Annotated in this window: 31 protein-coding genes; 8 read left to right on the top strand and 23 right to left on the bottom strand. The window is 55.5% G+C overall.

What is annotated here, in order from left to right; translation table 11 throughout:
* The first annotated feature begins 236 nt into the window (after positions 1 to 236).
* Entirely contained in the window at positions 237 to 1,445 is a 1,209-nt protein-coding gene (locus BUB44_RS07910; protein ID WP_073162470.1) for an IS110 family RNA-guided transposase, read from the top strand.
* A gap of 234 nt (positions 1,446 to 1,679) precedes the next feature.
* On the opposite strand, the gene BUB44_RS07905 is transcribed toward BUB44_RS07910, so the two are convergent.
* Positions 1,680 to 2,585: a glycyl-radical enzyme activating protein gene (locus tag BUB44_RS07905; RefSeq protein WP_073164889.1), complete on the bottom strand. Its 906-nt coding sequence runs from the start codon at positions 2,583 to 2,585 to the stop codon at positions 1,680 to 1,682.
* 104 nt (positions 2,586 to 2,689) lie between these two features.
* A complete protein-coding gene (hypD, locus tag BUB44_RS07900; protein WP_207545635.1) occupies positions 2,690 to 5,089 on the bottom strand; it encodes a trans-4-hydroxy-L-proline dehydratase in 2,400 nt (799 codons plus the stop codon).
* Positions 5,090 to 5,389: 300 nt separating this feature from the next.
* Here hypD and BUB44_RS07895 point away from each other — a divergent pair, with 300 nt between their 5' ends.
* From BUB44_RS07895 to BUB44_RS07880, 4 genes are all read left to right on the top strand, one after another.
* Complete coding sequence (locus tag BUB44_RS07895; RefSeq protein WP_073164886.1) at positions 5,390 to 6,328, top strand: flagellar hook-length control protein FliK; 939 nt, start codon at positions 5,390 to 5,392, stop codon at positions 6,326 to 6,328.
* A 338-nt stretch (positions 6,329 to 6,666) separates the two neighbouring features.
* Positions 6,667 to 6,948, top strand: a complete 282-nt coding sequence (locus BUB44_RS07890; RefSeq protein WP_027356175.1) for an EscU/YscU/HrcU family type III secretion system export apparatus switch protein — start codon at positions 6,667 to 6,669, stop codon at positions 6,946 to 6,948.
* 69 nt (positions 6,949 to 7,017) lie between these two features.
* On the top strand, positions 7,018 to 7,554 hold the full coding sequence (locus BUB44_RS07885; protein ID WP_073164884.1) for a L,D-transpeptidase family protein: 537 nt from the start codon (positions 7,018 to 7,020) through the stop codon (positions 7,552 to 7,554).
* A gap of 77 nt (positions 7,555 to 7,631) precedes the next feature.
* Positions 7,632 to 8,360: a ZIP family metal transporter gene (locus BUB44_RS07880; RefSeq protein ID WP_242655891.1), complete on the top strand. Its 729-nt coding sequence runs from the start codon at positions 7,632 to 7,634 to the stop codon at positions 8,358 to 8,360.
* On the opposite strand, the gene BUB44_RS07875 is transcribed toward BUB44_RS07880, so the two are convergent.
* From BUB44_RS07875 to BUB44_RS07865, 3 genes are all read right to left on the bottom strand, one after another.
* Entirely contained in the window at positions 8,349 to 8,795 is a 447-nt protein-coding gene (locus tag BUB44_RS07875; protein WP_114362123.1) for a DMT family transporter, read from the bottom strand. The two genes, BUB44_RS07880 and BUB44_RS07875, sit on opposite strands and share 12 nt — an antisense overlap.
* 116 nt (positions 8,796 to 8,911) lie before the next feature.
* Complete coding sequence (locus tag BUB44_RS07870; RefSeq protein ID WP_073164897.1) at positions 8,912 to 9,133, bottom strand: heavy-metal-associated domain-containing protein; 222 nt, start codon at positions 9,131 to 9,133, stop codon at positions 8,912 to 8,914.
* A 134-nt stretch (positions 9,134 to 9,267) separates the two neighbouring features.
* The gene (locus BUB44_RS07865; protein WP_073164878.1) at positions 9,268 to 9,828 is read right to left on the bottom strand and encodes a hypothetical protein; all 561 of its coding nucleotides are present in this window, start codon (positions 9,826 to 9,828) and stop codon (positions 9,268 to 9,270) included.
* Between the two features lie 118 nt (positions 9,829 to 9,946).
* On the opposite strand from BUB44_RS07865, the gene BUB44_RS07860 reads away from it, so the two are divergent.
* Both BUB44_RS07860 and BUB44_RS07855 read left to right on the top strand, forming a co-directional pair.
* The gene (locus BUB44_RS07860; RefSeq protein WP_073164875.1) at positions 9,947 to 10,141 is read left to right on the top strand and encodes a hypothetical protein; all 195 of its coding nucleotides are present in this window, start codon (positions 9,947 to 9,949) and stop codon (positions 10,139 to 10,141) included.
* Positions 10,142 to 10,223: 82 nt separating this feature from the next.
* Positions 10,224 to 10,544 (top strand): hypothetical protein, encoded by a 321-nt coding sequence (locus BUB44_RS07855; RefSeq protein WP_073164872.1) that lies wholly within the window; start codon positions 10,224 to 10,226, stop codon positions 10,542 to 10,544.
* A gap of 315 nt (positions 10,545 to 10,859) precedes the next feature.
* On the opposite strand, the gene BUB44_RS07845 is transcribed toward BUB44_RS07855, so the two are convergent.
* From BUB44_RS07845 to yabG, 8 genes are all read right to left on the bottom strand, one after another.
* Complete coding sequence (locus BUB44_RS07845; protein ID WP_073164867.1) at positions 10,860 to 11,207, bottom strand: hypothetical protein; 348 nt, start codon at positions 11,205 to 11,207, stop codon at positions 10,860 to 10,862.
* Positions 11,208 to 11,220: 13 nt separating this feature from the next.
* Entirely contained in the window at positions 11,221 to 11,520 is a 300-nt protein-coding gene (locus BUB44_RS07840) for a YbaB/EbfC family nucleoid-associated protein (protein WP_073164864.1), read from the bottom strand.
* Positions 11,521 to 11,664: 144 nt separating this feature from the next.
* Positions 11,665 to 12,750, bottom strand: coding sequence for a DUF3794 domain-containing protein (locus BUB44_RS07835; RefSeq protein WP_073164862.1), 1,086 nt, complete (start codon positions 12,748 to 12,750; stop codon positions 11,665 to 11,667).
* Positions 12,751 to 12,784: 34 nt separating this feature from the next.
* Positions 12,785 to 14,329, bottom strand: coding sequence for a DUF3794 and LysM peptidoglycan-binding domain-containing protein (locus BUB44_RS07830; RefSeq protein ID WP_073164859.1), 1,545 nt, complete (start codon positions 14,327 to 14,329; stop codon positions 12,785 to 12,787).
* Positions 14,330 to 14,529: 200 nt separating this feature from the next.
* Positions 14,530 to 15,546, bottom strand: coding sequence for a CAP domain-containing protein (locus BUB44_RS15970; RefSeq protein ID WP_073164856.1), 1,017 nt, complete (start codon positions 15,544 to 15,546; stop codon positions 14,530 to 14,532).
* 188 nt (positions 15,547 to 15,734) lie between these two features.
* Positions 15,735 to 16,127 (bottom strand): hypothetical protein, encoded by a 393-nt coding sequence (locus BUB44_RS07820; RefSeq protein ID WP_073164853.1) that lies wholly within the window; start codon positions 16,125 to 16,127, stop codon positions 15,735 to 15,737.
* A 44-nt stretch (positions 16,128 to 16,171) separates the two neighbouring features.
* On the bottom strand, positions 16,172 to 17,176 hold the full coding sequence (locus tag BUB44_RS07815; protein ID WP_073164851.1) for a chymotrypsin family serine protease: 1,005 nt from the start codon (positions 17,174 to 17,176) through the stop codon (positions 16,172 to 16,174).
* Positions 17,177 to 17,281: 105 nt separating this feature from the next.
* On the bottom strand, positions 17,282 to 18,151 hold the full coding sequence (yabG, locus tag BUB44_RS07810; protein ID WP_114362120.1) for a sporulation peptidase YabG: 870 nt from the start codon (positions 18,149 to 18,151) through the stop codon (positions 17,282 to 17,284).
* 128 nt (positions 18,152 to 18,279) lie between these two features.
* Between yabG and BUB44_RS07805 the strand changes: the two genes are divergently transcribed.
* On the top strand, positions 18,280 to 19,083 hold the full coding sequence (locus BUB44_RS07805) for a glycosyltransferase family protein (protein WP_027356158.1): 804 nt from the start codon (positions 18,280 to 18,282) through the stop codon (positions 19,081 to 19,083).
* A gap of 71 nt (positions 19,084 to 19,154) precedes the next feature.
* Here BUB44_RS07805 and rbr read toward each other — a convergent pair whose 3' ends face one another.
* From rbr to BUB44_RS07755, 10 genes are all read right to left on the bottom strand, one after another.
* Positions 19,155 to 19,691, bottom strand: a complete 537-nt coding sequence (rbr, locus tag BUB44_RS07800) for a rubrerythrin (RefSeq protein ID WP_027356157.1) — start codon at positions 19,689 to 19,691, stop codon at positions 19,155 to 19,157.
* 44 nt (positions 19,692 to 19,735) lie between these two features.
* On the bottom strand, positions 19,736 to 20,152 hold the full coding sequence (locus tag BUB44_RS07795; protein ID WP_423219781.1) for a DUF7130 family rubredoxin-like protein: 417 nt from the start codon (positions 20,150 to 20,152) through the stop codon (positions 19,736 to 19,738).
* A gap of 90 nt (positions 20,153 to 20,242) precedes the next feature.
* Positions 20,243 to 20,713, bottom strand: a complete 471-nt coding sequence (locus tag BUB44_RS07790) for a ribonuclease H-like YkuK family protein (RefSeq protein WP_073164845.1) — start codon at positions 20,711 to 20,713, stop codon at positions 20,243 to 20,245.
* Positions 20,714 to 20,734: 21 nt separating this feature from the next.
* Positions 20,735 to 21,610, bottom strand: coding sequence for a 16S rRNA (adenine(1518)-N(6)/adenine(1519)-N(6))-dimethyltransferase RsmA (gene rsmA, locus BUB44_RS07785; RefSeq protein ID WP_073164843.1), 876 nt, complete (start codon positions 21,608 to 21,610; stop codon positions 20,735 to 20,737).
* 153 nt (positions 21,611 to 21,763) lie between these two features.
* Entirely contained in the window at positions 21,764 to 22,783 is a 1,020-nt protein-coding gene (locus BUB44_RS07780) for a ubiquitin-like domain-containing protein (RefSeq protein WP_083543154.1), read from the bottom strand.
* 323 nt (positions 22,784 to 23,106) lie between these two features.
* On the bottom strand, positions 23,107 to 23,427 hold the full coding sequence (locus tag BUB44_RS07775) for a DUF6951 family protein (RefSeq protein ID WP_073164840.1): 321 nt from the start codon (positions 23,425 to 23,427) through the stop codon (positions 23,107 to 23,109).
* Between the two features lie 267 nt (positions 23,428 to 23,694).
* Entirely contained in the window at positions 23,695 to 24,009 is a 315-nt protein-coding gene (locus BUB44_RS07770) for a DUF6951 family protein (RefSeq protein WP_073164837.1), read from the bottom strand.
* Positions 23,997 to 24,755: a 4Fe-4S dicluster domain-containing protein gene (locus BUB44_RS07765; RefSeq protein ID WP_073164834.1), complete on the bottom strand. Its 759-nt coding sequence runs from the start codon at positions 24,753 to 24,755 to the stop codon at positions 23,997 to 23,999. The genes BUB44_RS07770 and BUB44_RS07765 overlap by 13 nt, the downstream gene beginning before the upstream one ends.
* A 96-nt stretch (positions 24,756 to 24,851) precedes the next feature.
* Positions 24,852 to 25,904, bottom strand: a complete 1,053-nt coding sequence (locus BUB44_RS07760) for an MtaA/CmuA family methyltransferase (RefSeq protein ID WP_073164831.1) — start codon at positions 25,902 to 25,904, stop codon at positions 24,852 to 24,854.
* A 12-nt stretch (positions 25,905 to 25,916) separates the two neighbouring features.
* The gene (locus tag BUB44_RS07755) at positions 25,917 to 26,312 is read right to left on the bottom strand and encodes a pyridoxamine 5'-phosphate oxidase family protein (protein WP_073164828.1); all 396 of its coding nucleotides are present in this window, start codon (positions 26,310 to 26,312) and stop codon (positions 25,917 to 25,919) included.
* Positions 26,313 to 26,330 lie beyond the last annotated feature (18 nt).

Genomic DNA, 26,330 nt, shown 5'->3' with positions numbered 1-26,330 from the left:
CCTTATCTGTTAAACTCAACTTAAGAGCAGGAATGCTCAACTAAGTTGGCAAAATATAGTTCAAAGTTTCCGGGAAAAGGATTTCACCTCCTGACAGTTCGACTGCTTACACAAGAGCTACCTTTCCCGGATCAAATTTGCAGACTGCGGTTTATAGAAGGGTTGTGCTTCGAGCACCACGTTAGATAAGGCCCACTGCCAGTCTGCAGCCAATCTCTATACCGGAGGTTTTCAACATGTACTTCGTAGGGATTGATTGGTCTGACCTGCATCACGATGTAGCTGTGTTCAATGAAAAGGGGCAAGAGCTTAAATATTTCACCATCCCTCACAACAGGAAAGGCATGGAGTTATTAAAGGAAAGGCTCTTAAGCATCGATCCCGAACCGGAAAACTTCGCCTGCCTGCTCGAAACCAAAAACGGTCTTCTAGTGCAGTTTCTGCTGGAAGCCGGCTTTCCGGTTTACCCGCTTAACCCGAAGGTTGTGGATTACCGGCGAAAACCTTCCGGGGCAAAGAGCGACCCCATCGATGCCCGGCTGCTGGCCAACATCGGCCGCTCCGACCTGGCGCAGTTGAAGAGGCTTAAGCCAGATACGGAACTGATCGCGGAACTAAAGATGCTCACCCGGGACCAGGACAGCCTCATCCAGGAATCCACCCGGCTCACCAATAAGCTCATTGCTTGCCTGAAGGAGTATTACCCGGTAGCCCTGGAGTTCTTCTCGAAGCCAACCCTGCCGGTAGCCCTGGAGTTTTTCAAGCTTTACCCCACCCCGGATCTGGTCAGGGAAGCTACCGTTCCGGAGATGGCCGCTTTTCTGAAAAAGCATAAGCATCCACGGCCCAACCAAACGGCAATCTCCATCTGGCAGAAGGCGCATGAGCCGCAGCTTCAGGCCAGCGCTCCCACCGTGCGGGCAAAATGCCGCTTGATGCTCGCCCTGGTGAGACAGCTGGAATTAGTCCAGGACCAAATCGCTGCTTACGACGAGGAGATCAACCGCCTTTTTCAGCAGCACTCCGACAGCAGGATCTTCGCTAGCTTGCCAAGGGCGGCTGAGCGGCTTGCGCCAAGACTGCTGGCGGAGTGGGGGGACGACCGGGAACGTTACGAAAATGCAGCCGTGGTCCAGGCTTTAGCGGGTACCTCACCGGTTCTCTTTCAAAGCGGCAAGTATCGCTTTGCCAGGCAGCGCAGATCCTGCGTAAAACCTTTCCGACGAGCAATGCACCTATTTGCCTTCCAGAGTATCAGGCAGGTTTCCTGGGCACGGGAATATTACGACACCAAGAGAAGCCAGGGTAAAACCCACCATGAGGCCTTGCGTGCATTGGCAAATATTTGGGTACGAATAATCTTTGCCATGTGGAAAAACCGTACTTGCTACGACGAAGCCACATTTCTCACAGCCCGCGCCAGGCATCTTAGTCGGGCAGCATGATGTTAAATTATTCTGTTTTCAATGTTCTTTAGCCGCCGGCGAGGGCTGGATTTTAATCTGGCCCTCGCCGGGCGGAGCGGGCGAAGCCCGTCCTTTTTAAAGACCACGAACATTTGTACTACCTAAAATTTTTTGATAAACCTATTGACATAGAAGGTCTTGTATATACCCTGTGTATATTATATAAATATATATCACTGAATACAACTGCATTTTCCTTTTAAACCAGGTTGCTCATATTTTTACACTAAAACCAGCTCTCTCAAAACATTCCTTAATATACCTCAACCTTTCCGGGGCCGGGGCGCCGCAGGCGGGCATCTTGTACTCCCTGCCCAGCCGGCAGTATTTTTCGCTCACGTCGTGGAAAGGCAACAGGTCTACCCGCCTTATACCTTTCAATGATACGACAAACTCCAGGAAGCCTTCGATGTTTTTTTCCGTATCGGTAATCCCCGGGACTACGGGGAGGCGCAAGATCACGTCGCCGCCCCTCCCGGTGTCCGCCAGCATCCGCAGGTTGTTCCTGATCGGCACGTTCGAAACTCCCGTGTACTTCCTGTGCTCCCCGTCATCGGCCAGCTTCAGGTCAAAGAGAAACACATCCACGTAATCCAGAACGGCGGCGAAAACATCCCCGGCAGCATAACCGGACGTATCCAGTGCCGTGCTCAGATCTCTCCTTTTGCACTCCCTCAGGGCCTCCACCAAAAACCGGTGCTGCATCAGCGGCTCTCCACCCGAAAAGGTCACTCCTCCACCGGAGTTATCGTAAAACAGCACGTCCCTTTCCAGCTCCTGCAGGAGTTCCTCCACGGTGATGGTTCGGCCGGCCAGCTTCAGGGCGCCCGTGGGGCAGGCTTCGGAACACACCCCGCAGCCCGTGCATTTCTCCCGGTCCAGGTAAGGCGCACCTTTTTCCGGGACAATGGCGCCGGTGGGGCAAACACCGGCGCACGTACCGCACTCAATGCACTTGTACTCAAAATACATGGGCTCGCATACTGGACGGATGCCCTCGGGGTTGTGGCACCACCAGCAGCGGAGGGGGCAGCCTTTCATGAACACCGTCGTCCTGATCCCCGGACCGTCGTGGATGGCAAACCGTTTTATGTCGAAAATCAATCCCTCACCAGTCATTTAAATGCCTCCATCTTGATTTATGGGGCTAAAAAACCCTGTCCCGCAGCCTGGCCTGCTCAATGCTCAAGAAACGCCGGAAACGAAACGTGCCTGTAAACGTTTCACAGTTCCCTGTGCTCGGTCCGGGCGATTATCTCCTCCTGCAGCCCTTTCGGCAGGTTGACAAAGTAATCGCTGTACCCGGCAACCCTCACCATCAGGTCCTGAAAGTCGGCGGGGCGCTCCTGCGCCTGGCGGAGCAGTTCGGCGCTGACCACGTTGAACTGGACGTGGTGACCTCCCATGTGGAAAAAGGTCCTGATGAGCCGGGCCAGATTTTTGATGTTTTCCTCGCCCTCCAGCAGGTCCGGGGTGAGCTTCTGGTTGAGCAGGGCCCCGCCGGTCTTATCCCAGTCGCACCTGGACACCGACCGGAAGACAGCCGCTATCCCCTTCCGGTCGCTCCCCTGCACCGGCGATACGCCCTCCGAAACCGGCATCCCCGCTTTTCTCCCGTCCGGGGTTGCCCCGGTGACCCTGCCGAAATATACATGAGCCGTCGTGGGGAGGAAGTAAGCCCTCTTTGAAGCCTTCCTCACCGGGGAGGGGGGGTAACTTTCAATTATCTTTACCGTTACATCCACGATATTTTTGGCTAATTCATCCGCGTAATCATCATCTTCCCCGTACCTGGGCGTCTTGTTTAAAATTACCTGCCTCAAAAGCTCGTACTTGCCTTCAAAGTTATTTCTCAGGGCGTCCAGCAGTTCTTCCATGGCTACGGCCTTCCGGTCAAAAACATGGTACCTGATTGCACTGAGGCCAAAAGCCACGGTACCCAGCCCCACCAGCTGGACGTACTGGGTGTTGTACCTGGCCCCACCGGCATTGTAGTCGGTGGCGTTGGTCACGCAGTCATCAATCCAGAGGGAGAGGAAGGGAACGGGCAGCTGCCGGGCATAAATTTCTTCGATAAGGTCATTTCCCTTCATCTTTATATCCATGAAATGTTTGACCTGCTTGAAAAAAGCCTCCTGGAGCTCGGCAAAGGTCTTGAAGCCGGCCGGATCCCCCGTTTCAGGGCCCAGTTTCCGGCCGCTCTGCGGGTCCACCCCGTTATTGAGGGTTATTTCGAGAATTTTGGGCAGGTTGAAATACCCGGTCAGGATGCAGGCTTCCTTCCCAAAAGCCCCCGACTCCACGCAGCCGCTGACCCCCGAAGTGCGGGCGTCCTCCAGGCTTTTGCCCTGCCGCAGCATTTTGACCATCACACCGTCGAAATTGAAAAACGGCGGCTCGCCAAAGCCGGGGCCCACGACTTTCAAAGCCTTGAGCAGAAGGCGTTCGGGATTTTTATTGCTCACCAGCACGGCCGTGTTGGGCTGCAGGGTTCTCATTTCATCCAGAACTTCCAGTATTAGATAGGAAACTTCGTTGACGCCGTCGGAACCGTCCTCCTGCAGGCCGCCCACATTGATTTTGGTAAAATCGTTGTACGTAAAGCTTTCTTCGGCCGTGACGCCCACTTTCGGCACTGCGGGCTGGTTGTTGATCTTGACCCAGAAGGCCTGGAGGAGTTCTTTGGCCCTTTCCCTTGTGAGCCCCCCTTCCTGCACATCCTTTTTATAAAACGGATATAAATGCTGGTCCAGGCGGCCGGGGTTGAAGGAATCCCAGGGATTGGTCTCATAGACCACACCCACGTGAACAAACCAGTAGTGCTGGAGGGCCTCCCAGAAAGTTTCCGGGGCGCGGGCCGGAACTTTCCGGCATATCCGGGCCATCTCTTGAAGCTCTTCCTTCCTCCCGGGATCTTCTTCGGCCGCGGCCATTTGTTCCAGTTTCTCCGCGTAGCGCCCGGCGTAGATCAGGATGGCATCGGCGGCAATGTCCATGGCCTTTAGCTCTTCCAGCTTCTCTTTGTACGCGGGATCCTCCGCCTTCAGGGCGGCCATTTTTCTTCTTATTTCTTCTTTTATATCCAGAACTCCCCGCCGGAATATCCGGTCACCGCCGGCCGTATGACCGGGTGCCCTTTGCTCCATGAATTCCGTCCATATCCCAGCTTCATAAGCATCCAGCCATTCGGGGGGCAGGCTGGCAAAGACGGCCTCCCTCACCGTCCGGCCCTTCCAGTACGGGATTATTTCCTCCGCGTACAGCTTCCTGGTGCTGTCATCGACTTTATAGGGCATATTCTCCCTGGAATCCAGAATTTCCAGGTCGTCCATGCTGTGGGTGCAGATTTCGGGGTAGGTGGGCACCTCCTGCGGCCCGGTACCTCTCAACCCGACAATCAGCTGACCATCTTCCACGGGAAGGCTCACCCGCTCCATTAGATATTTGAAGGCCAGCGCCCGCTGAACGGGGATGGATTTGCCGGCGGCAACCCCGCTCTTGTAAAATTCGGTAATCAGCCGGGCCCTCTCCCCGGAAATCGTGACCCGGGCCTTTACGCTCTCCTCCCTGAGCCTGGCCATCCTTTCGTTTAACGGCCTTACCGCCGCCCTCCTTTTCTGCATTTCCTTTTCCACCGTCACGCAAGAAATAGCTGTCACATTCCCGCCTCCCTAAAAGGTCAAAAAATATTCTCCCGCCTGGCTACAGGGCCCGGAAAAATTTCATCTCTCCGGGCTCGCTGCTTTTATCACTTCCCGGCACATACAGGCCGGCCAGCTTTTACCCGCTTATCCCTGCTTAAACAGCATGATATCAATTATCAGACTTCCTGTAAATAATGCCGGGAACAACATGTCTGTCATTGTGCCGGGAATGACGGGACCGTCATTGTTCGCGTTAGCAGGAAATGGTATAATGAATGCATGCAGGTTCCAGGTATTTTCCTCAAACCCGCTGACAACCTGCTTGCCGCAACTTCCCTGCAGCCCGGGCAGGTGGTGCAGGTGGAGGTCCTGGGGGTGGAAAACGGCCTGGCCACAGTGCGTATAGGCGGCCAGACCTTCACGGCCACGGGGGAGATACCTTCCCCGCCGGCCACATTCCGGGCCCTGGTGCGCGAGGTTACCGTTAACACCGTACACCTGCAGTACCTCAGCGGTATACCGGAGGGGGACGCACTGACCACCATGGCCGGAGCCCTGGGCCTGGCCACCGAACCAGAAACCACAAAGCTGCTGCAGGAAATGATCAGGTGGCAGCTCCCCCTGGAGCGGTCCCTGGTGGAGATGCTTTTATCTGCCGCCCGGGAACTGCCACCCCGGGAGCGGGCGGCCTTCCGGGCCGCCCGGGTGTGGCTGGAAACCCTGGACCTGCGCGCCGATCCGGTCAGGGTCCGGGAGGCACTGGCCTACCTCCTGGGAAAAGATGAAGCCACCCCCCGGGGGCAGGAAGTGTTGAACCAGGCGGTACCCCTTTCCCCGGACCAGGAAATGGTGAGCTTTTTCACTTTTCGCGGGAAGGGGTTGCATGGTGAACTGTATCTGGTGGATAACCGGGCCGGCAAGAAAGGTGAGCAGGACTTCCCCCTGGCCCTGGTGGTGCGGGTGGAAACCCCGGTCCTGGGAGCAACGTGGGTTTACCTGTCCGGGAGCGGGAAAGAACTTGCAGCGAGGGTGACCGTGGCGGAGGAAAAATTCGTCCCCCCCTTTGCCAGGGCTGCCGGAGAGTTAAAGGACAGGCTGGCTGCCCTGGGATATACCCTCGGGGATATCCAGGTCACCGCCCGAAAAATCTCCTGCATCTGCGAGCTGCTGCGCCCCGGCGAACCACAGCCCTACCGGCCCGTAAACACGCTGGTGTAAAAGCACCAGGGATCATGCTCAGTAGAACCGTTATAATAAGGGGGCGGCGCTGTCCGGAGCGAACGACGCAGCACACGCCGGTAACAGCACCCGGCGAAGCGAGGCTGCCGGCTCAGCTCTCGAGGACGCCAAACGAAAGCACACGGAAGAACACCTATTGGCGGCACATCGGGCACTTTAATTTGGTCGGGAGGTAACAGTGTCGATGGCAATCCGCAGAGAGCCAGAGCCGGCCCGAAGCGAGCTGAGGTGCGCATCTTACGCGAAGCACTGGAGTGAGCGAGGACAGCGCTGCCCCCAATGGCTTCACTGATAATTACGCGGGAGGAGCTGCTGCCATGTCCCGGGATAAACCAAAGGCTGCAGCCGCGCTGGCCTACGACCCGGAAAAGGATGCCGCTCCCCGGGTGGTGGCTGCCGGCCGCGGCTACCTGGCCGAATTAATTGAAAAACTGGCCCGGGAAAACAATGTGCCCGTCTACCGCCATGAAGAACTGGCCCTGACCCTCACCGGGCTGGGCGCCGGGCGGGAAATACCGCCCGGGTTGTACCAGGTGGTGGCGGAGATCATTGCCTGGGTATACAGGATGGAGAAAAAACTGGATAATAACCGCGGTTAAAACAAAATGCGCCGCCCCTTCATATCATGGTGAAAAGATAAAAAACCATGATGAGGAGGGGCGAAAGCCATGTCAGAGAGAGAAATCAATGCCGCCGGCATCCACCTGCTGGTGAACACAACCCTCAGGCAGCTGCATCACTTCCAGGGCGATACCCTGGTGCGCACCTATCCGGTAGCTGTGGGCAAGCCGCAGACCCCCACCCCTACCGGGGACTACCACGTGATTAACAAAATCCTCAACCCCGGCGGTGTACTGGGTACCCGCTGGATGGGGCTGGATATCCCCGGCGGCAACTACGGGATCCACGGAACCAGCAACCCCGACTCCATCGGCAAGGCCATCTCCAACGGCTGCATCCGCATGTACAACCACCACATCGAGGAACTATTTCCCCGGGTGCAGATCGGCACCCCCGTGCGCATTGTAGCCGGAGCAAGCGCCGCCCGCACAGGCTCCGGCCAGGAATACGTGGTACAACCCGGGGATACCCTGTGGCAGATTGCCCGCCGTTTCGGCGTACCCCTTTCCAGCCTCATAGAAACGAATAACCTGGTCAACCCCCATGAAATTTATCCGGGACAGGCAATCATTATCCCGCGTTAATGTTGTTCATACCTCTTGTCCTAATGGCCTGCCAGATCTAATATAATTTAACAGTGGACCAAACATGGATCTGGCAGGTGAATATTTTGTTTTCCATACTTTTTGCGGCTTTCCTGGCCGGTTTGAGTACGTGCCTGGGTGCCGTACTGGTACTTGTCTGGGGCCGCCTGGGGCGGCGGTCCTTTTCTCTTTTTACCGGCCTGGCGGCAGGAGTTATGCTGGCTGTGGTGCTTCTGGATCTGCTCCCCGCATCGCTGCATTATGGCAGTATCATCCAGGTAATTTCCGGATTTGCTGCCGGAACTTTTTTAATGGTTGCCCTGGATTTAATTCTGCAGCGCGAGAACCAGTCACCCAAACTGGATTACACCTACTTGAAAATGGGATATCTCATCGCCGCCGGAATAGCACTGCATGATCTGCCGGAAGGGCTGGCCATTGCTGCCGGGTTCATAGAACCCGGTCACCTGGGGCCTCTCATTGCGCTGGCCATAGCCCTGCATAATATTCCGGAAGGAATGGCCACAGCAGCTCCCCTGGCAGCCGGGGGGTTCTCCCCCCTGCTGGTGCTCTTTATAAACGGCCTGGTGAGCCTGGTTACCCCCCTGGGCTGCTGGATTGGACTTCTTCTTACCCGGACTTCCACGGCCGTCCTGTCTTCCCTCCTGGCCCTGGCCGCAGGAGCCATGGCCTATATTGTTATAACAAAATTGCTGCCCGAATGCCTGCGCCTGCACCCGCCCACGGCCCGCCTCGGTCTTGCCGGGGGATTCACCCTGGTACTTTTCTTAAACCTATTTCTTTAACAGCAGCCATGCTCCCCCGGCCATAAGCAGGGTTCCCACCAGGCGGTGCCAGGTAAAGGGGAGCCTTTCCAGCCCGAACAGCCCCAGGTGATCGATTAAGCTGGCCGTAAGCACCTGACCGATAATGATGGCGGTGGTGGCCGGGGCCACCCCCACCCTGGGAATGCTGTGGGTGACCAGGTAAATTATAGCCACTCCCAGGATACCGCCCAGGTAGTAATACCATGGCGCCCGGGCGTAAGCGGACAACTGGCCGTCTCCCAGGCGAAAGCCAAATAATAGCACCGCCACCAGTACCAGACCCACCAGGTGAACCACAAAAGTGGTTTCCAGCAGGCCAAGCACTTTGCTCAGGGCCGCATTTAAGGAACCCTGGACGGCCATGGTCACCCCGGATAGGGCGGCTGCAGCCAGGGCCAGTAACCTGACGCTCAATAGGATCACCCCGCCATACATCTTTTCCAGCCGGGCCGGTGAAGCTAAATCCCTGGCCCGGCACACGGTCCAGCACTGCCGGGTGCCACCAGCATTCAGTCCCGTGCAGGCCGGATTTAACGTACATAAGGTGAATAACCAGGGGAATTCAGGGTCCGTTCCAGGTATTCCCGGCGGATGACCGCGGGATCATAGCGTACTTCCACGGTGCCGTTTTCCAGGGAAACCTGCACCTCTTCCACCCCGTCCAGCTGGATCAGATTATGTTCTATTTCCTTGCTGCCCTGGCTGTCCCACAACCCCCCAACCCGAAAAGTTGCCCGCACGGAATTACCCATCAATTTCAACCTCCTTTATCTGAGGTACTGCTGCATAACCGCTGTAACGGCAGTTTTTCCACGGTGTTAATTTTCTTCACCGGGGCAAAAAATATGTGCGGCCGGTTCCCCATTCAACCGGCCGCACATATTATTCAGGCCCGTTTTTCTTTACCCAGCTGTGCACCCCATTTTACTATTTTCTGTTTTGCCTCGCCACCTCCGGCAGGGGAGGAGGCGGGAGGAGATACAGTCTTTTTTGGCTCCATGGTAGCCGGGGCTGCCGGGGGCCTTCCGGAAGCTGGAGTCCCCTGCCCGCCCAGCACGCTTCCCAGGAGACTGAGCAGCAGCCCGGGATCCGGCTTCTGACCCGGCTGCTGGTTCAAAAAAGCCGTTAACATGGCCGGGTTAAACGGCAGGGCGGGGGCTTTTTGCTCCGGCCCGGAAGGCTGGCCGGGCTGCTGGCCGGCCGGCCCTTCCGGCCTGCCGGCCATCATCTGCAGCAGGGTATTGAGCATGGGATTGAGTTCCGCCGCATACTGGGGAACAGCCGGATTACCTGCCTGTTTATTCATCAAGCTAACGATACCCAGCAGGTTCAAAAGGGCAAGCATCAGCATGGCATCGTCATGGGACGTTCCCTGTTTGGCCTGATAATCCAGCAGGGAGAAGAGTACCTCCTCCAGATGGCTTCCTTTTATCTTTTCTTCGCCCATTGATCAGACCCCCTTGGGTACAGGTATATTCACCTGCCGCGGAAAAGTTGCTGTCACCGGAAAAGCTTTTGCGACGTAGTATAACTTAGAAAAAGCATCGCGAAAGGAGGAATACCAGGTGGCAGATCAGGTGCTCCAGCCCAACAATCCCTTCACCCTGTTTTTAATTCTCATCCTCCTGATACTTTCCACCAGGCCCAACGCGGAACAGAAACTGGCCCAGCTGGCATCATTGCTTACGGCCACCCAGCAGTCGGTACAGATCTTCCGGAGCGGGATTGAAAATTTCCACGCCCATCTGGTGAACCAGTAGTTTTAATCTTACCATTTATTGGTATTAAAGTGTCCGGACCGGGGTACGCAGCATAAATTGTATAGTGAAGGGAGGTTGCGCAATGCCGGATTTACAGGGCGGAAGAATGACCCCGCTTTCTATTCCCTTACTGCTTATTTTATTTACCAGGCCGGGTATGGAGGAGCGTCTGAGCCAGCTGGCCTCTTTTCTTGAAGCTACCCGGAATGCCCTGGAAACCATGCGCTCAGGGATGGAAACCCTGCAGGCAAGCCTGAAACAACTGGCTCAAGAGGCAGGCATAAACCAGAAAACCACAATTTTACCAGCCGGCATTCCGGAAGAGCCGGAACCGACATCCCCGGAAGAAGTACCGCCTGCCGATGGCAAATCGCCGGAGATGCAAGATCCCGGCAACATTTAGGGGGGTTCCCTCAGGAACCCCTCAGCTTGTAGATAAAGTATTTCCTGGATGTGCCCTGGTTTAAGTCGTCGCTCCCGGTCGTTTCGCTGGCCGGGCCAAAAGGCCCCGGCTCCGGTCTTCGGCGGGTACCGGCCACATTCGCACATCCTGTGTTCAGGTGGCCTCCGCGGACGTCCTGTCCGCGGCCCCGCCTCATCCCGTCGCCTGGGCCTGGCCCGGCAGCGCTCACTCCAGGTCGCTCCTCCTTTTAAACCAGGGCACTTAAGAGTTTGTTAATATCCCGGGGGTTTCGTCTGAGAACCCCCGTTTTGCTTTTTAATCCCTGGCCGGCTTTTCCTCCTCCTTTACGGCGGTATTACCTTCTGCAGGAGATGCCGACGGAGCACGGGGAGGGCCTGCCGGGCCCAGCAGGCTGCCGAATAAGCCGGCCAGCTGGGGCGGGATCTCCCGGTTCGCCGGCCGGGGAGAACTGCCCTCACCTTTCCCGCCGGCCCGGACCGCGGCATTTTTACCGGAGATCCCCAAACGATACCCCATGAGGTTGATCAGCCCCATCAGGTTGACCAGGCTCAGCAGGATCAAGGGATCCGTGGACGGCCCTTTTTGCTCCAGCAGGCGAAACAAGGTTGTCTCCAGGCTTTGATGCTGACCCTTTTCCTCCATCTCCTCCCCCCCTCTAAAAGAGTCCCGGCAGATGGGGAATGTTGAGTCCCGTTTTTCTGACCACTTCATTCCTCAACTGCCGGCGGGCCTCGAGCAGAGCTTCGTTAAGGATGTCCCGGACCAGCGCTCCCAGCTCCCCCCGGTACATTAACGCCGGGGCAGCGGGCCCAAAATCTACCTCCAGCACCTGCTGCAGCCCGTTCACAGTCAGGCGCAACACACCTGGAGGTCCTTCCCTGGTAACGACTATCCGCCGGGCCTCTTCCTGCAGCTCCTCCAGCTGCTGGGCCAGCTTGGGTGAGTTAAAAAACACTATATTCCCCTCCTGTGGGTTAAAAGTTCCCCTGTTCCGGCCCGGTGCGGGCAGCGGTTCATGACCGGGGCCAACAAAAAGAAAAGCTGTGGTGAACAGCTTCACGTACAAATTTCAAACAGGGTTAATTTCCGGCTTATGCCGTTATGACGTTGGGAATCCTCCCACACATTCAAAGCTCACATCATCGATTTTTACCGTATTGGTATTTCCGGTGGCCGGGTTAAAGGTAAAGCGCACCAGGGCCGTGCGAGCTCCGGCCGGCGAAGCGGGCACATTGACAGTGAATTGCTGGTAATTATTATCGGGAATATTTACACTGCCAATGCTCTGCACAGCACCGTCTATCTGTACACCGTTACGGTCAAAGAAGCGTACCTCCGCCACCAGGTTAAAGGCACTAACGGGGTGGGTACCGGGAGCAACATTTTCCCGGGCCCAGAAGGTCAGTTTATAGGCCCTGGCCGGAGCGATATTCCGGCGTACAGTCTGGAAAATAACCGCCGTGCTTCCCGGATCCGCAACTCCCAGTTCGGCGGCAAAGCTGCCGGTATGGACCACATTGGTGGGAGCAACGTTGGCCGTGGCCCCCCAGAAGACGGGGACATTGCCTGCCCACTGCTCAAAGCCGGGATCTTCCAGCAGGTTGCCGGGAGGACAGAGCTCGGGAGACGGGCAGAGCTGGACGTAAATCTGCCGCTCTTCCACCACCTTGACCCGCACGATAATTACGCCGACCTGGTGCAGGCGGCTGGCCCGGACCAGTTCCCAGGTAATATCAAACTTGGGCTTGGGAAACTGGACCATGACATCATCTTCCCGGAGCACAGCCTGGGGTTCCCTGAGCTCAACCATCTTGGTAAAGGGAACATTTTCGGCAAAGTGCTTGACCTCATCGCGGTTGTTGACATAAAAGATTTGCTTGTGCAGGACGCCGCTGATAATAATCTTCTTGACTACGGCCACGTGCCCGGCAATATGCTTGAAATGATTTTTCCACTCATTGCTAATTTTGGGATACCAGCTGCCGATGTGTTCATGGATGAATACGGGCTCGGCCTCCAGATCCTCCACTTTGGCATCAATATGGTCTACTTTCTTGGCCAGTTCGGGCAGGGTAATGGTGCTGTCCACCAGCACCTGCGCCTCTTCCTCGGCCAGCACCACCGGCACTTTAATTTTGAGGCACGTTATCTCTTCCGGCTCGGTATAAACATACTCGATGGGCATCAGGCTCTACCTCCTTAATACAACAGGTATAAAATTAACCTTTGGCAGGAGCGCAGGGAACTTTAATCACGTCACCGGGCTGAAGGTTATACGGATCTTTGTCCGGATTGGCTGCTTTAATGGCCTCCACAGTCGTCCCAAACCGCTGGGCGATCTTCCAGTAGGTATCCCCGGGCTGCACGGTATAGTCTATGGTTTCTCCCGGCGGGCAGATCACAGGAGGTGCTGGAGCCAGGGAGATAACCACATCCCGCTGCAGCGACTCGGTCACCTTAACCGTTAGCTTGAGCACCACTTCCAGGGTAACGTTTGGACCTTCCGCTTCGGCGGTAATAAACTCCACTACCGGGCGAACATCCACATCCAGGCCTTCCCGGGCACCCTCGATTTCCACAAAGGTGCGGAAATAGAGCCGCCGCTCCAGGGCATGCACGGCCTGGTCCGGTTTCTTGGCCACATAAACCACGTGTACATCCACAAAGCCGCGGACGATTACTTTGTCACTGATAATCTTTGTTTCGGTAACCTCCACTTGCTGCACGGTAACGTCGAGGACCTTCTCCACGTCGGGCTTGGGGTCCGGCGTCTCAAAGGTATCCCGGAGCACTACCTGGGTGCTGTCCTCGCCCACCACATGATCAATCTTAAGCCTGGCCATGGTGGCCTCAACGCCGCTGATCCCTGTAATAACGTTAATCTGCTTTGGTTCGGTAACATAGGCCGTCAGCATCAGAACCACGTCAGCCCGCAGGCGTTCGCCGTCCAGGATATCCACATCGGCATTTTCCACCTTAACATCTACCCGGACATCCATGTCCTGTTCGGCCCCATCTACCTCCACAAAATCGCTGAAGCGGAAAGACCTGTGGAGCTGGTGAACGGGCTGGTCGGGCTCTGCGGCAACGTATAACACCTGGATGGTTACCCTGCCCTCAATGATGACCTTGTTTTTAATAAGCTTTTTATCGGTAACTTCAGCGGTGGCGTCCACCTCCAGGATTTTTTCCACCGGCGGTTTATCGCCCGGCACGCGAAAGTCCTCGCTGACAATAACCTGCCTGGTTCCGCTGCCCACCACATTGGCCACCTTAATGGTTTCCATCTCGCAGGTGGCCCCGGAAGGACATTCGGTTACAACATCCACATCCTGCATTTCAGTAACTTTGACAAAAACACTCAGGATGGCGGTTACATCAAACCGGCGGGGGTCATTCGGGTCAGGTTCAATGCTGACATCTTCCACCGTTACCCTGGCCGTAGCATCCATACCCGGCATAGCCCCGGGAAGATCTACATAGGTGGTAAAGGGAAGCTGCTGGTGCATGTGGTGCACTGACTGGGAGGGCTCAAAGGCCACATAAACAATCTGCAGGGTCAGGGTCCCTTCCACGATGGCCTTATCCGGAACCAGCTCAACTTTCTTAATCCTGGCCGATTTGTCCGTGGACAGGATTTTTTGCACGTCTGGTTTGGGGTCGGGTACGGTGATCTTGCCGCGAACCACGACCTGGTGCGTGTCTTCGCTAACCACCTGGTTGACCCGCAACCGTTCCGTGGCCGGTGCGGCGTTTCCAACCATGGATATATCCTCCTTTCAAGAGTGGTCTATAATATATATATGAGCCGTGTCAATTAATGTGCGGATTTTTGGTAATCTCCCAGAAAAAGAAAAAATCTCCCGGCTTAATCGGGAGATTCAGGCAATTGACAAACTCTTTATGTGCCCTGGTTTTAAAGGAGGAGCGACCTGGAGCCACGGCGACGGGATTAAGTGAACATTTAACCGGTAAACATCTGCACAAAAATTTTACCGTAAAGGGGGCTGGAAACCACCCCGATGCCGATTTCTTTATAATTGGCGTTCAAGATATTGGCCCGGTGCCCCGGCGAATTCATCAGATTATTATGGGCCATTTCCACCGTCGGTGCTCCCGCCAGGTTCTCACCGGCATAGCGGTAGGTAATGCCGAACTGGCTCATCATTTCAAAGGGGCTGCCGTAGGTAGGCGAATTATGGCTGAAGTAACCCTTTTCCACCATATCCCGGGCTTTAAGCCGGGCCACCTTCACCAGCTCCATATTTACTTTCAACGGCGCCAGCCCGTAGCGTGCCCGTTCCTGGTTGATAAGCTGGATCATCTGCTGCTCGTCCACCGTAAGGCCACTTACTGACCCGGCCGGTGGTTCCGGCTGGGGAGCGGGCTGGGGTGCCGGCGGATTGGGCACAGGTTGAGGCGCAGGCTGAGGCGCAGGCTGCCCGCTGAGGGACTTGCCCTCTCCACCCACCAGAAGCTGTACAATGTACAACCAGCTGCCACTTCTGGCCACGCCCACGCCTATGCGATCGTACCTGGTACCCAGCACATCTTTTTGATAGGCCGGGGACTTCAGCAAGGCCTGGCAGGCACTGTCCACGGAGGTGGCCCGAACCAGGGTCTGGGCCGCGTAGGTGTAGCTGATACCTTTATCTTTTAACAGCTGGGACAGGGAGCCCTGGTAGCCGCTCAATCCCCTGTCCACTATCTGGCCAGCCCTCTTCCGGGCCAGCTCAACCAGCCGGGGATCAATTTTTAAAGGAGGTAAGCCCTTACTGCTCCTCTGCTGGTTGATCAGGGACATCATGCGTTGTTCTTCAGCTGTGGGGTTTAACACATAAGCGGGAACTTTTTGCCCGCTGCCGCTGTCTAAATAACTGGAATAAGATGATGCAGCGGCCAGGGCAGGAAAGGTAAACAGCCCGCCTAACAGCACTACACTTACAACCACAGCAACCAGGGATTTGAGTTTTTTGTTCATAATCACACTCCTTTTTCTTTTTTTGCCCGTTATCGCGGGCTTTTTCTCTAACTTATCAAAAATCACCACTAAAAGGCAAAAGCGCTATTTCGACGTAATATGCCATAAAATTAGCAATAGATCCAGGCAACTCCCTGTGCTGGCTGATTATACTACCTGGGTATCTAATGGATATATTTGTTATTTCCTTAACCGGGGGTGAAGATAATTGCTCCCAGCCCCTCGGTAACGGCCAGGCATTCCATCCCCTCTTCCCCCTTAAAAAACACGGTAAGGATAAACAATCCCCGGCGGAAGGCCTTGCGGAAGCGCCGGAACAGCAATTCATCCACGTTACACAGCACCTTCATAACCGTCCCTCCCCCCTGCAGAAAAATGGAATAACGGCCGTCACCCTGCCGTGCAGTCACCATTTGAAACGACTGGGAGCGGCCGGACAGATCATCAATTATTTTCATATAATGGCGGGCCAGGCTTAACGCCTCCCGCCGGCTGTCTATTAACGGCCCGATGGCCGGAATTTTTCCGCCCAGCATCACCAGGGCAACTTCCGTACCTTCAGGCAGGAAATCCTCAATCACTGCCACCTCACCTCTACCGCACCCATTGCCCGGCACCACGATGTTTAAAACTCCACCTCCAGCCGGGAGAGCACCCGGTCAATACGGTTGAAGATGGTGTACCTGTCAGAACCGGCAAACAAAAGGCCTACGGCCCGTTTCTCGCGATCCAAAACCAGGGAGCCGCTGTCCCCGGGCCGGGAGCTCATATCGGTAACTACCTGGTCGATAAACCAGCCCTTTTCATCATTACCCAGCTCCACTTCCAGGGACACCCCGATGGCGGTAACGATTCCCCGGGAAACTCCAGTGGTACGTCCGCTTTTCATTACCTCCTGACCGGGGGCCACCCCGGTCACACCTTCCACTTTCCCGATTTCCAGGATTTCATCGCTGATTAAGTCAGGACGGTCCGGACGGGCTACGGCAGCATCGATAACGTTGCCCCCCTGGTAAAGCCGGTACATTTTCAAGCGGTACTGGGGTCTGACCATCCTGACCAGCAGGTTACCCGCCCTGACCATGGCCCCGGCCACCGGGCAATCGGCCTCCTGAAGGCTCCGCAGCAGCGGAGAAAAACGCAGCAGTGTGCCGATACGGTCCTTCTCCAGACCACCGTCATAGGGACCGGGCTGCAGGATGGGGTCCCCGACGGCCGCCCGCCCATCCCTCCCGTCCGTAGCATTGGCCAGGATATGATTGTTGCTCAAAATCAGCGGCTCTCCGGTAACCCGGTCTTTCACCACGGCACCAAAGGTACCGGCGCTGATCTTGTAGTGCCCGATGCTCATCCCCGGCTGAGCCGGGCGCTCCTTCCCTGTGCGCAGGGAAAGCAACCTGACTTCACCAATTTCTATAACATCGGTGGGCAGCCCGTCAATGAAGGTCGGCACCTGCTGTACGCGGGCCAGGCTGCCAGCTGGAACTTTTTTCTTCACAAAGATAATGAGGGCGGGGCGTCCGGTAAGTTCACCGGATACCTGTTTATGACCGACCCCAACGCCGATAACGTTGGGCAGTTGCAGGAGCTGTGCCCGGGATTTTTTGAGGACGCGAAAAAACCTATCCATAAAAATACCCCTCCTCAAGGTCCTTGTGCATCATATGCATAAAGACTGGAAGGGGTGACGGGAGACACCGGACACCGGCAACGGAACGGATGCAGTTTTAAAACCTTAATAGGGGGACTTGGGCAGCCCCAGGCGGTATTTCCCCCTGGTTTCTATCCCACCAATTCCCGGAAAACCGGTAATGGTACCGGCAATGATTTCCTTCAGGGAAATGTAATCGTAAATGGAAGTATAGGCAATCTTCTCCACCACAAAAACGGGGTCAAAGGTGTGAATGAGGACCCTGTGGGGGGAGCTGGCAAAATTGGCGCCCGCCTCCAGGATGGCTTCATAGTGGGACTGGCAGGCCCCGGCAAAGATAACCAGATCATCCCGGCTTTTTTCATATAAACGGGCCTTCTTAACCGCTTCCACAAAAAACCGGGAATGGTGGTAATTATTTAAATCGGCAAAGTTGCTCGTATTCTTTTCAATACCATCGTGACCGGTGAGCACAAGGATATCGGGACGATGTTTCTGCAGCAATTCGGTAATCACCCCGGGCTGCTTCTCTTCATCGATATGGTAACCAAAAGCCGGTATACCCAGCTGGCGATAGGTGGTGAGGCACAGATCCAGGTAGTCACCATCGCCATCTATATGCAGTACCGAACCCGGAACGTCAAAAGTACCCAGCCGGGAAACTTCGTCGTTACCCCGAACCAGGCGCTGCCGGTCCAGTTCCCGGCGTTTGAAAATGCGCTTCATGTGCTCGTGATTTCTGGTCATGAAAGAATGCCAGAAGGCAGCTACCTCGGCGGGTTGAAACTTGCGCAGATCCTCCACCGGTGCGGTCGCGCATAACCGTTTATCCAGTCCTTTCAGGCGGGCATTTTTTCTGCCATCTTTACTTACCGTCAATTCCACCACTTTAAAGAAAATATCACACCCGTATGAAATCCGCCCCACTATATCCCCGACCTTGATTCCCTCCACAGCGGCCTTCCTCCTTATCCTTTTTCCTATTTTATGTAGATGTACCATTTAGAGGTGATCTAACTGGTAACGCTCACCAGCAGGATGACATAAATTTAAAACCAGCTAGAAAATTAAGGGGGATCGCTATGCTGGTAGCTGTGGTTCCGGCAAAAAATGAAGCCCCGCGCCTGGAAAAGGTATTGAGGAACTTGCTGGCCGTACCCGTGGATATGGTGTTAACCGTGCTCAATGGATGCCGTGATTGTTCGGAACAAATTGTCCGGAGCTTCCCTTCCCGAAGGGTAAAAGCGCTGGTTTTTCCCGAACCTCTGGGCATCGACGTACCCCGGGCGGTGGGAGCGCTCCAGGTCAGAAAGCTGGGTGCCCGGGCCGTATTATTTGTGGACGGGGATATGGACGGGGACATCGTTGATGTACTGCGGGATCTGGCCGGGGCGGTTACCGCCGGGGGAATGGACCTGGCCCTGACCAACTGCTATCCCGTCGATGAACTGGCCCGGCTTTCCGACCTGGCCAGCTACCTGCTGGCCATACGCCTGGCTTTAAACCGGGAACTGGGCCTGGCCCAAACCATAGGGCCGGCCTCCCCATCCCACGGACCCCATGCTGTTTCCCGCAGGTTTCTCTGCAGCATACCCGTAAGGGAGATAGCCGTACCCCCGGTGGCCCTGGCCCTGGCAGCCCGCCAGGGTTTGAAGATTGGTGTGGGAGCCACCATTGCCCACCGGCACCTGGGTTCCCCGTTCCGCAGCCCCGTGCACGCCAGGTGCATTGCCGAAACCATCATTGGTGACAGCCTGGAGGCCATCAATATGGCCCGCGGCTTGCCCCGGAAACGCAGCCTCAACGGTGTCACCTACCTGGGCTACCACCCGGAGCGGAGGTTTGATCTGCTGGAAGCTTTCAGCTTGCGGGAAGGCCTGACATAATTAAGGGCGCGCTCAAAAAAAAGCCTTCCGGGTGATCACTGCCCCGGAAGGCCCTCTTTTAGAATATCTACTTAGTAATTTTCACACGCCACCTCGAAAAAGGCCTGGGGATGGTTACATACCGGGCATACCTTCGGCGCCTCATCGCCCTCATGGATGTGCCCGCAGTTGCGGCACCGCCAGCGCACCGGCCCTTCCTTCTTAAACACCTTTCCTTCTTTCAAATTCTGCAAAAGGGCCCGGAAACGCTTTTCATGCTCCTCTTCCACCCGGGCCACCCCTTCAAAAAAGGCCGCAATTTCGTCAAAGCCCTCCTCCCTGGCCACGGCGGCAAATTCCCTGTACATGCTGGTCCATTCATAATTCTCCCCTTGAGCGGCAGCCTCCAGGTTGGCCTCCGTATCGCCAATGCCGCCCAGGAACTTCAGGATGCGCTTGGCGTGCTCCTTTTCATTGTCAGCCGTTTCCAGAAAAATGGCCGCGATCTGTTCGTAACCGGCCTTTTTGGCCACGGACGCAAAATAGGTATACTTGTTGCGGGCCTGGGATTCCCCCGCAAAGGCAGCCCATAAATTCTTTTCCGTACGGGTACCGGCAAGTGATTTCATACAATCATCCTCCTGTTTTTTCTATTTTTGGAGCCAGGTATAAATTAACCCCATTTACCTTTGGAAATGTGCGTCTGAATTTCAGCCCTGGCCATCCGGGCCAGAATACGGGCCTGGTTTTTGGCCGCCCGGAACACGGTGAGACAGCCGGGATCCAGGTTATCCTTAATACCTTCATCGGCCAGGAGCTCCACCTTCTGCATAAGGGCTATCAGTCTGGCGTGGAGATCATTGGAAAAACGGGAACGCTCGATAAGCCCGGCTTCTTCTTCCGTCAACTGGATAAACTTTTCCCGCGGAGCACCGCATTTGGGACATTTTTCCGGCGGCTGGTCCCCGTCGTGGATGTAACCGCAAACACCGCAACGCCATTTCATGCTTCTTTCACCTCCAGAGATTACGGAAAAAACCTGCCTGTTCTTTCCTGATAATATTATAATAGTAGTTACTGCTATTATCAAGAGTTAATTTTACTCTTAACATAATTTTTTTCAGGACACGGTAAAACCCTTGATGTGCCCTGTTTTACCGCAGGAGCAACCTGCAGGAATTTATTTAGTATGCTTGTCAGCCACGCTGAAGGCCCCGTAAGCTTCAGGCTTGATTTTGGCCTGGAAACCGCTGCCCGTTACCATCCCCACCACTTCACGGATCAGCTCCCTGGTCTCACCGTGGGTGCCCACATCGATATGAATTTCCACCTGCAGATCATCCAGGCCGCATTCGGCCAGGTGCCTGGCCACCAGGCCGCCCAGTTCCAGGCTTAAAGCCGTTTCGTAGAAAATTTTCTGACGCAGACTTTTAATTTTGCGCTGAATCTTTTTACGGTAGTAATAACGGGCTCCCTTGCCCAAGCGATGCACGATGACAGCCGTGATGAAACAGGTTTCCTGTTTCACCTGGGAGTCGGAGCCAATAATAATCTTGTAGTTCGAACTGGGCAGGCCGGTGATAAAACCCATGATATCGGCCATCATTTGTTCAAAAGTCAGCCTTCCTTTAGTGGGACTGGTAAAATACATCTTAACCTCCCTGACTTTCCTTCAGCATTCCCCCGGGAACTGACGGCAGGCCCGGACCAGGGCGGCAAACTCTTCCAGGCCCAGGATTTCACCCCGGCAGCGGGGATCGATACCGGCCCGTTTTAAAACCTCTTCCCACGTTGACCGGGTCCAGCCGGGAAAAATTTTTGCCCCGGCCAGGGCGTTGGCCAGCGTTTTACGCCTCTGACCAAAAGCCCCGCGCACCAGGGTAAAAAAAAGCTCCTCATCATCAACCCTTACCTCCGGTTCCTGACGTTTAACCAGCCGTACCACCGCCGAATCCACATCGGGCTGCGGGAAAAAAACCGTCCGGGGCACACGAAATAAAACCTCCGGGCGGCAGTAATACTGTACCGCTACAGAAAAGGCCCCGTAATCCCTGCTTCCCGGGCGGGCAACAAGCCGGCTGGCGACCTCCAGCTGAACCATGAGCACCATTCCGGTAACACCCGACTGGCGCAAGAGGTGCATGATCAGGGGCGAGGTTATGTAATAGGGCAGGTTGGCCACCACTTTATAGTCTTTTGCTCCGGTAATTTCCTCCACCAGCCCGTCAAAGTTAACTTTCAGCGCATCCTTAAACACCAGGGTAATATTTTGCAGGCCTGCCAGAACCTCTTCCAGCACGGGCAAAAGCCTTCTGTCCAGCTCCACAGCCACCACATGATTACAGGCGGCAGCCAGGGCCGCCGTGAGAATACCGGCGCCGGGACCTATTTCCACCGCGGTATCTCCCGGCAGTGACCGGCTGGCCGCTATTATTTTGCGGACTATATTCCCATCCATCAAAAAATTTTGACCGAGCGATTTACGCAAGCGCAAGGAGTGTTTTTCCAGGATGCCCTTTATCTTACCGGGAGAAAGCTGCTCGGACACGCACCAACCCTCACTCACCAGTTATTAACATACATATTATACCCCATTTAATTTCCCCAATAAAACAGGGAAAGGGGAATTTTCCCTCTTTCCCTGCAAAGTTTTTCCCTGCCCCGGAAGCCCAGCCATTTGGGAAATCAGCCGGCCAGCACATTACCCCAGAACATAAACCATTACCCGGCGGACACCCCAGCGCCTGGCCTCGGCAGCACTTTCCATGAATAGATCGATCCGGTTACCCCTAATGCTGGAGCCCATATCCAGGGCAGTGGCGTAACCATAACCCTCCACATAAAGGCGGGTACCCAGGGGAATAACCCGGGGGTCCACGGCCACCACGCCGTAACGGGGGTATACGCCGGAGGCAGTGTTGTTTCCGGTATGAGTGTATGCCGTGGCCACCATTTCAATCGCCCGGCTGTAAGTGATATTCCGGCCGCCCCGGGAAACCTGCTGCAGTGTGCCCACCCGGACAACCCGGTCCACGGGCCGGAGAACCAGGTGGCTGGCTTCCAGAACCCTTTTAACTTCCCGCCCATCATGATAGATCAGCACCCAGCGTTGCTCTTCCTTGCCCTGCCGGCCGGCCTGGACTATTTTCACCTGCCCGGACGGCAGGCGGGGGTCAGCTTCCCGGCGAACCCTGTACGGAACGGGAACCATTATCTCTCTGGTTACCTGCTCTACGTTCGTTACACGGATGGACATGGAAGAATGGACTTTTTCTTCCCGGCCGGGCTTCACAATATCATCCTTATCAGTTGTAATCCCTGCTTCCTTAAGCGCTTCTCCCACGGTGTCCGCTGTGGTAAGCAATTCTACGGTTTTTCCACCGGCTGTTATCGAAACCGGCACTGCCCGCTTAATTACCACTCTCGCACCTTCAGTTAAAGGTTCAGCCAGACCCGGTTCCACCCGGTCCCGGGGGCCAAGCTGGATCCCCTGCATCTTTAAAAGATCTTCCACCCGGTCAGCCCGGGTTTCCAGGGCAATTTCCTTCCCGTCCACCACCAGGGTAACATCTTTTTTCGCCCAGGCATATCCGGCAAAGACCAGGCTCCCTACTACCACCGCAAGCAAAAGGCACAGGGACAGCAAAATGAAACGGAAATTACGGGGATGGGTGCCTCCGCAAAAGGACTTATGCGGGCGACCCAGGGTAGACCATTCCACATTACCCCTCCTTTTACATTTGCTGTTACCTGACCGGCTAAATGCTGGGTATAATTCTCGAACCAGGAACCATTTTCCTGCTGTGGAGAAGGAAAAGTTATGTCGATATACAGGACCAGGTTGTTGGCATATTATATACTTCTACAAGGTTGCCGGTTTTACCTTTTTCTTGATAGTTTATGAACGATGATTTTAAAAATAGAACTGTCCCGGCGCAAATGGTAAGAACGGCATGTATAACGCCCCGCAAAGGGCATAAAAAAGTCCTGCCCGGATGGGCAGGACCCGTTTTAGCCGGGGAGCCCGGCACCTTATCTTGTTTTTTAACCGTAGGCGTCAATTTTTATAACCACATCCCGGGGAACGGCACCCCCCAGTTCCACCTGAATGGTCTTGAGGATGGCGCATGGTACCGGGCAATCGGGATGCTTGAGCCTTTTGCTGGCCGTTTGATAGATAATCGAATCAACCATCTTGCCGAAAACATTGCGGCTGCAATCCACCTCGGCCAGGTCCTCATTCATGCTGCGCAGATCCTGGCAGGCGCTGATAATCTGCACACGCACCTTCATCTTGCCTATCTTTGTAACTTTTATCACACTGGTAAACCCACAGGCGCCAGCCATAACTTTGGCTTTGGCCATGTTGCCTACCCCTTTTCCCGAAAAGAGCGGAATTTGCTAATTTATTATAAAATAATTACCCTGGTATGGCAACGGGTGAGAACTCTAAGTTATCCCCACTTTCCAACTACCCTGTTTTGGCTCTCGCTCGCTCCGGTGAGTCTCGCGGGCCAAATTATTGCTCGGTTCAAGTCGCTCGCTACCGGGCCAAACAGGGGCTTTAAAAAACCGGGGATACTTCAGGTAAGAAGTTTTGCAGGCGATTTGACCGGCGCCCGGGCAAATATTTCAACCGGTTACCCTGATGAACCCGTCCCGGGGAAGGGCAAGCCCGGCGGCCACCTCAACGGCCTTCATAATCCCGGCCGGTACCAGGCAGGCCGGGTGAGGGATAAAAGGAGAACTGAGACGGTACACCTCGCCCTCATGCAACTTACCGAACAATTCCTTATATGCATCGACCCGTTTCAATTGCCCCTGCACCTTCTGCCAGTTGGGGCACTCACTTTCCACCTCCAGCTGCACCATCCGCTTTTGTTCCAGCGACGCCCGGATAATGGTTGTGAAACCGCATACACCGCCAAATATTTCTACCCTGGCCACCGGACATCCCCCTTCCTTTTAATCGTACCTGCCTGATCGTACATGCCCCGGGGGCAGGCCAGGATGCAGAGACCGCAGATATCTTCCCCCACCAGCAGCCGGTTCCTTTCCAGCTGGCGGCGGCAGGCCTCCACATCGATATGGGGCACCAGCCCTTCATCCTGCACCCACTCCCGGTCGGCAATGGCTCCGGCCGGGCAGGCCTCCACACAACGGCGGCACCTGCCGCAGCGCCCGGAGACATAAGGTGTGGTACAAACCTCCAGGGGAGCATTGGTCAGCACCGTGGCCCAGCTCAAACGGGGACCCCAGGTTTCGTTTACCAGAAGACCGTTCTTGCCGATCCAGCCCAGGCCGGCGCAGGTGGCCGCCGTTTTGTGCGGAAAGAGAGGATAGAGGCGGGCCACAAACCTGGTGTCGTGCCGGTGAGAATCGGGAGGGATGGCCAGGCACCTATATCCCCGGCTTTTCAGCAGGGACACCAGGCGCTTCTGCATTTGTTCCAGCTTTGAATCGACCTGCTGGTAGCGGTTGGAATAAACGGGGCCCCGGGGGGTATGGATCAGGTTTCGCCCGGGAGAAGGGTGGCGAATGGCCAGGGAAATGGCCACCGGCAGGTGCCGCAATTCCCCGGCCAGGCCCTGGCTGACATCCCCAAAGCCCACCAGGGTGGCCCCCCATTCCAGTAAAAATTTTTTTATTTCCCGGGAATTCAAGGCATATTTAAGGGCTCCTTCCATGGCCATCCCGCTATCCCCCTTCCAAATTTCGCCGCACCAATGCCTGTTTACAAAAAGCGGGGGAACCCTCAGGTTTCCCCCGCCGGGATAGGAGGTGCGCTTTTACCTGTTTTTGCGGGCCCATTTTTCCGCCCCGTATTTCCTGACGGTTTCCACCATGGCGCGCAGGTTTTCCAGGGGAGCCGTGGGCCAGATATCGCAGGAGGGCCAGACGGCGTCCACTCCTCCTTCCATGCTGGCCAGGACAGCCTTTTCCACGTCCTCCGGGGTCCCATTGCAGAGCACATTGTAGCCGTCCACATGGCCGAAGAGCAGGGGTTCCGTCCCTATGGTTTCCCGGCTCTTAACCAGGTCGTTTTTCGTTTCCACACTGATGGCATCGGCACCGCACTCATTCATGAGGCCAATAATCATATTGGTATCCCCGCAGATGTGCAGGATTTTAGGCGACGGGATATTTTTAAAAATCTTTTCCAGGTGTGGTTTGATGACCTGGCGGAAGCTGCGCGGGCTGAGAACATCGGTGGGAGCCCCCATTTCCCGGATGGTAATGTAGTCCGCCCCGGCCTCCCGGTATTTGGCGGCCATGGTGATGATCAGGTCGGCCAGCCTGTCCAGGAGAATGTTTACTTCATTGGGCTTTTTGAAGACCAGCTTGAACAGGTCGTTCAGGTCCATCAGCTGACCGGCCAGGGTAAATGGACCCAGAAACCAGGAACCGATGGCTACCTCATCGCCTATGTCTTTTTTGAGCAGGGAAATGGCCTCCATCACCAGGGGAAACCGGCCCCGCTCAGCTATATCATCCGGTATGGTCACCCCGGTCATTTCATCGGGGGAATGGATCAGCTTTTCCTTGATGGTCGGGTACAAAAGATGCGCCACATCCTCATAGGCATTCATGACGCAGCCCAGGGCCTCGGCTTCCACGCACATATCATAGGGAACGACAGCGCACTCATAACCAAACAGTTTATAGGATGTGGCCGCCGAATTGGCCATCTTTACCGGATCCGTATGCACTTCGGCAAATTTATAGCCCAGCTGTTCCAGGCCCGCCGTGGTCACATTGCCCATTCCACTGTAACAAGCCATGCGGTCCACTTTTTTCCCCTCAAAAAGACCCAGAACCCTATCCCGCGGTTTCATGGACATGGGGCAACCTCCTTAACCAATTTTTTCACCCGGGTTACGTACAGATAAATCGTAAATTTCTTCCACGGTAATTCTGACCGCTGCCTTCGGCCGGGGCAGGCCCATTTGAGCAAACCTTTCGGCAAAACAGTCATAAAGCGGCCCCTCGGTGAGCAGCTCGGCCCGGCCCGTGAACCGGTAGCCTTTGAGCGCCTGGCGGTCGGTAACCACCACCGCCACCCTGGGATTTTCCAGCAGGTTCTGGTAGGTCTTTTTACCCACCAGTTCCCCGTAAGCCAGGGTTTGCTCGTCGAGCACCAGCATGGAGCCCTTGGGGGCAGCGGAAGGCTGTCCCGTTTTATCGGCCGTAACGACAAAACATTGCTCCCTATCTACCATTTTCTTCATTTCTTCACTAATCTGGGGCATACCGGCAACCTCCCTTGT

Source organism: Desulfofundulus australicus DSM 11792, from assembly GCF_900129285.1.
Taxonomy (GTDB): Bacteria; Bacillota; Desulfotomaculia; order Desulfotomaculales; family Desulfovirgulaceae; genus Desulfofundulus; species Desulfofundulus australicus.
This window is presented reverse-complemented; position numbering and strand designations above follow the sequence as displayed.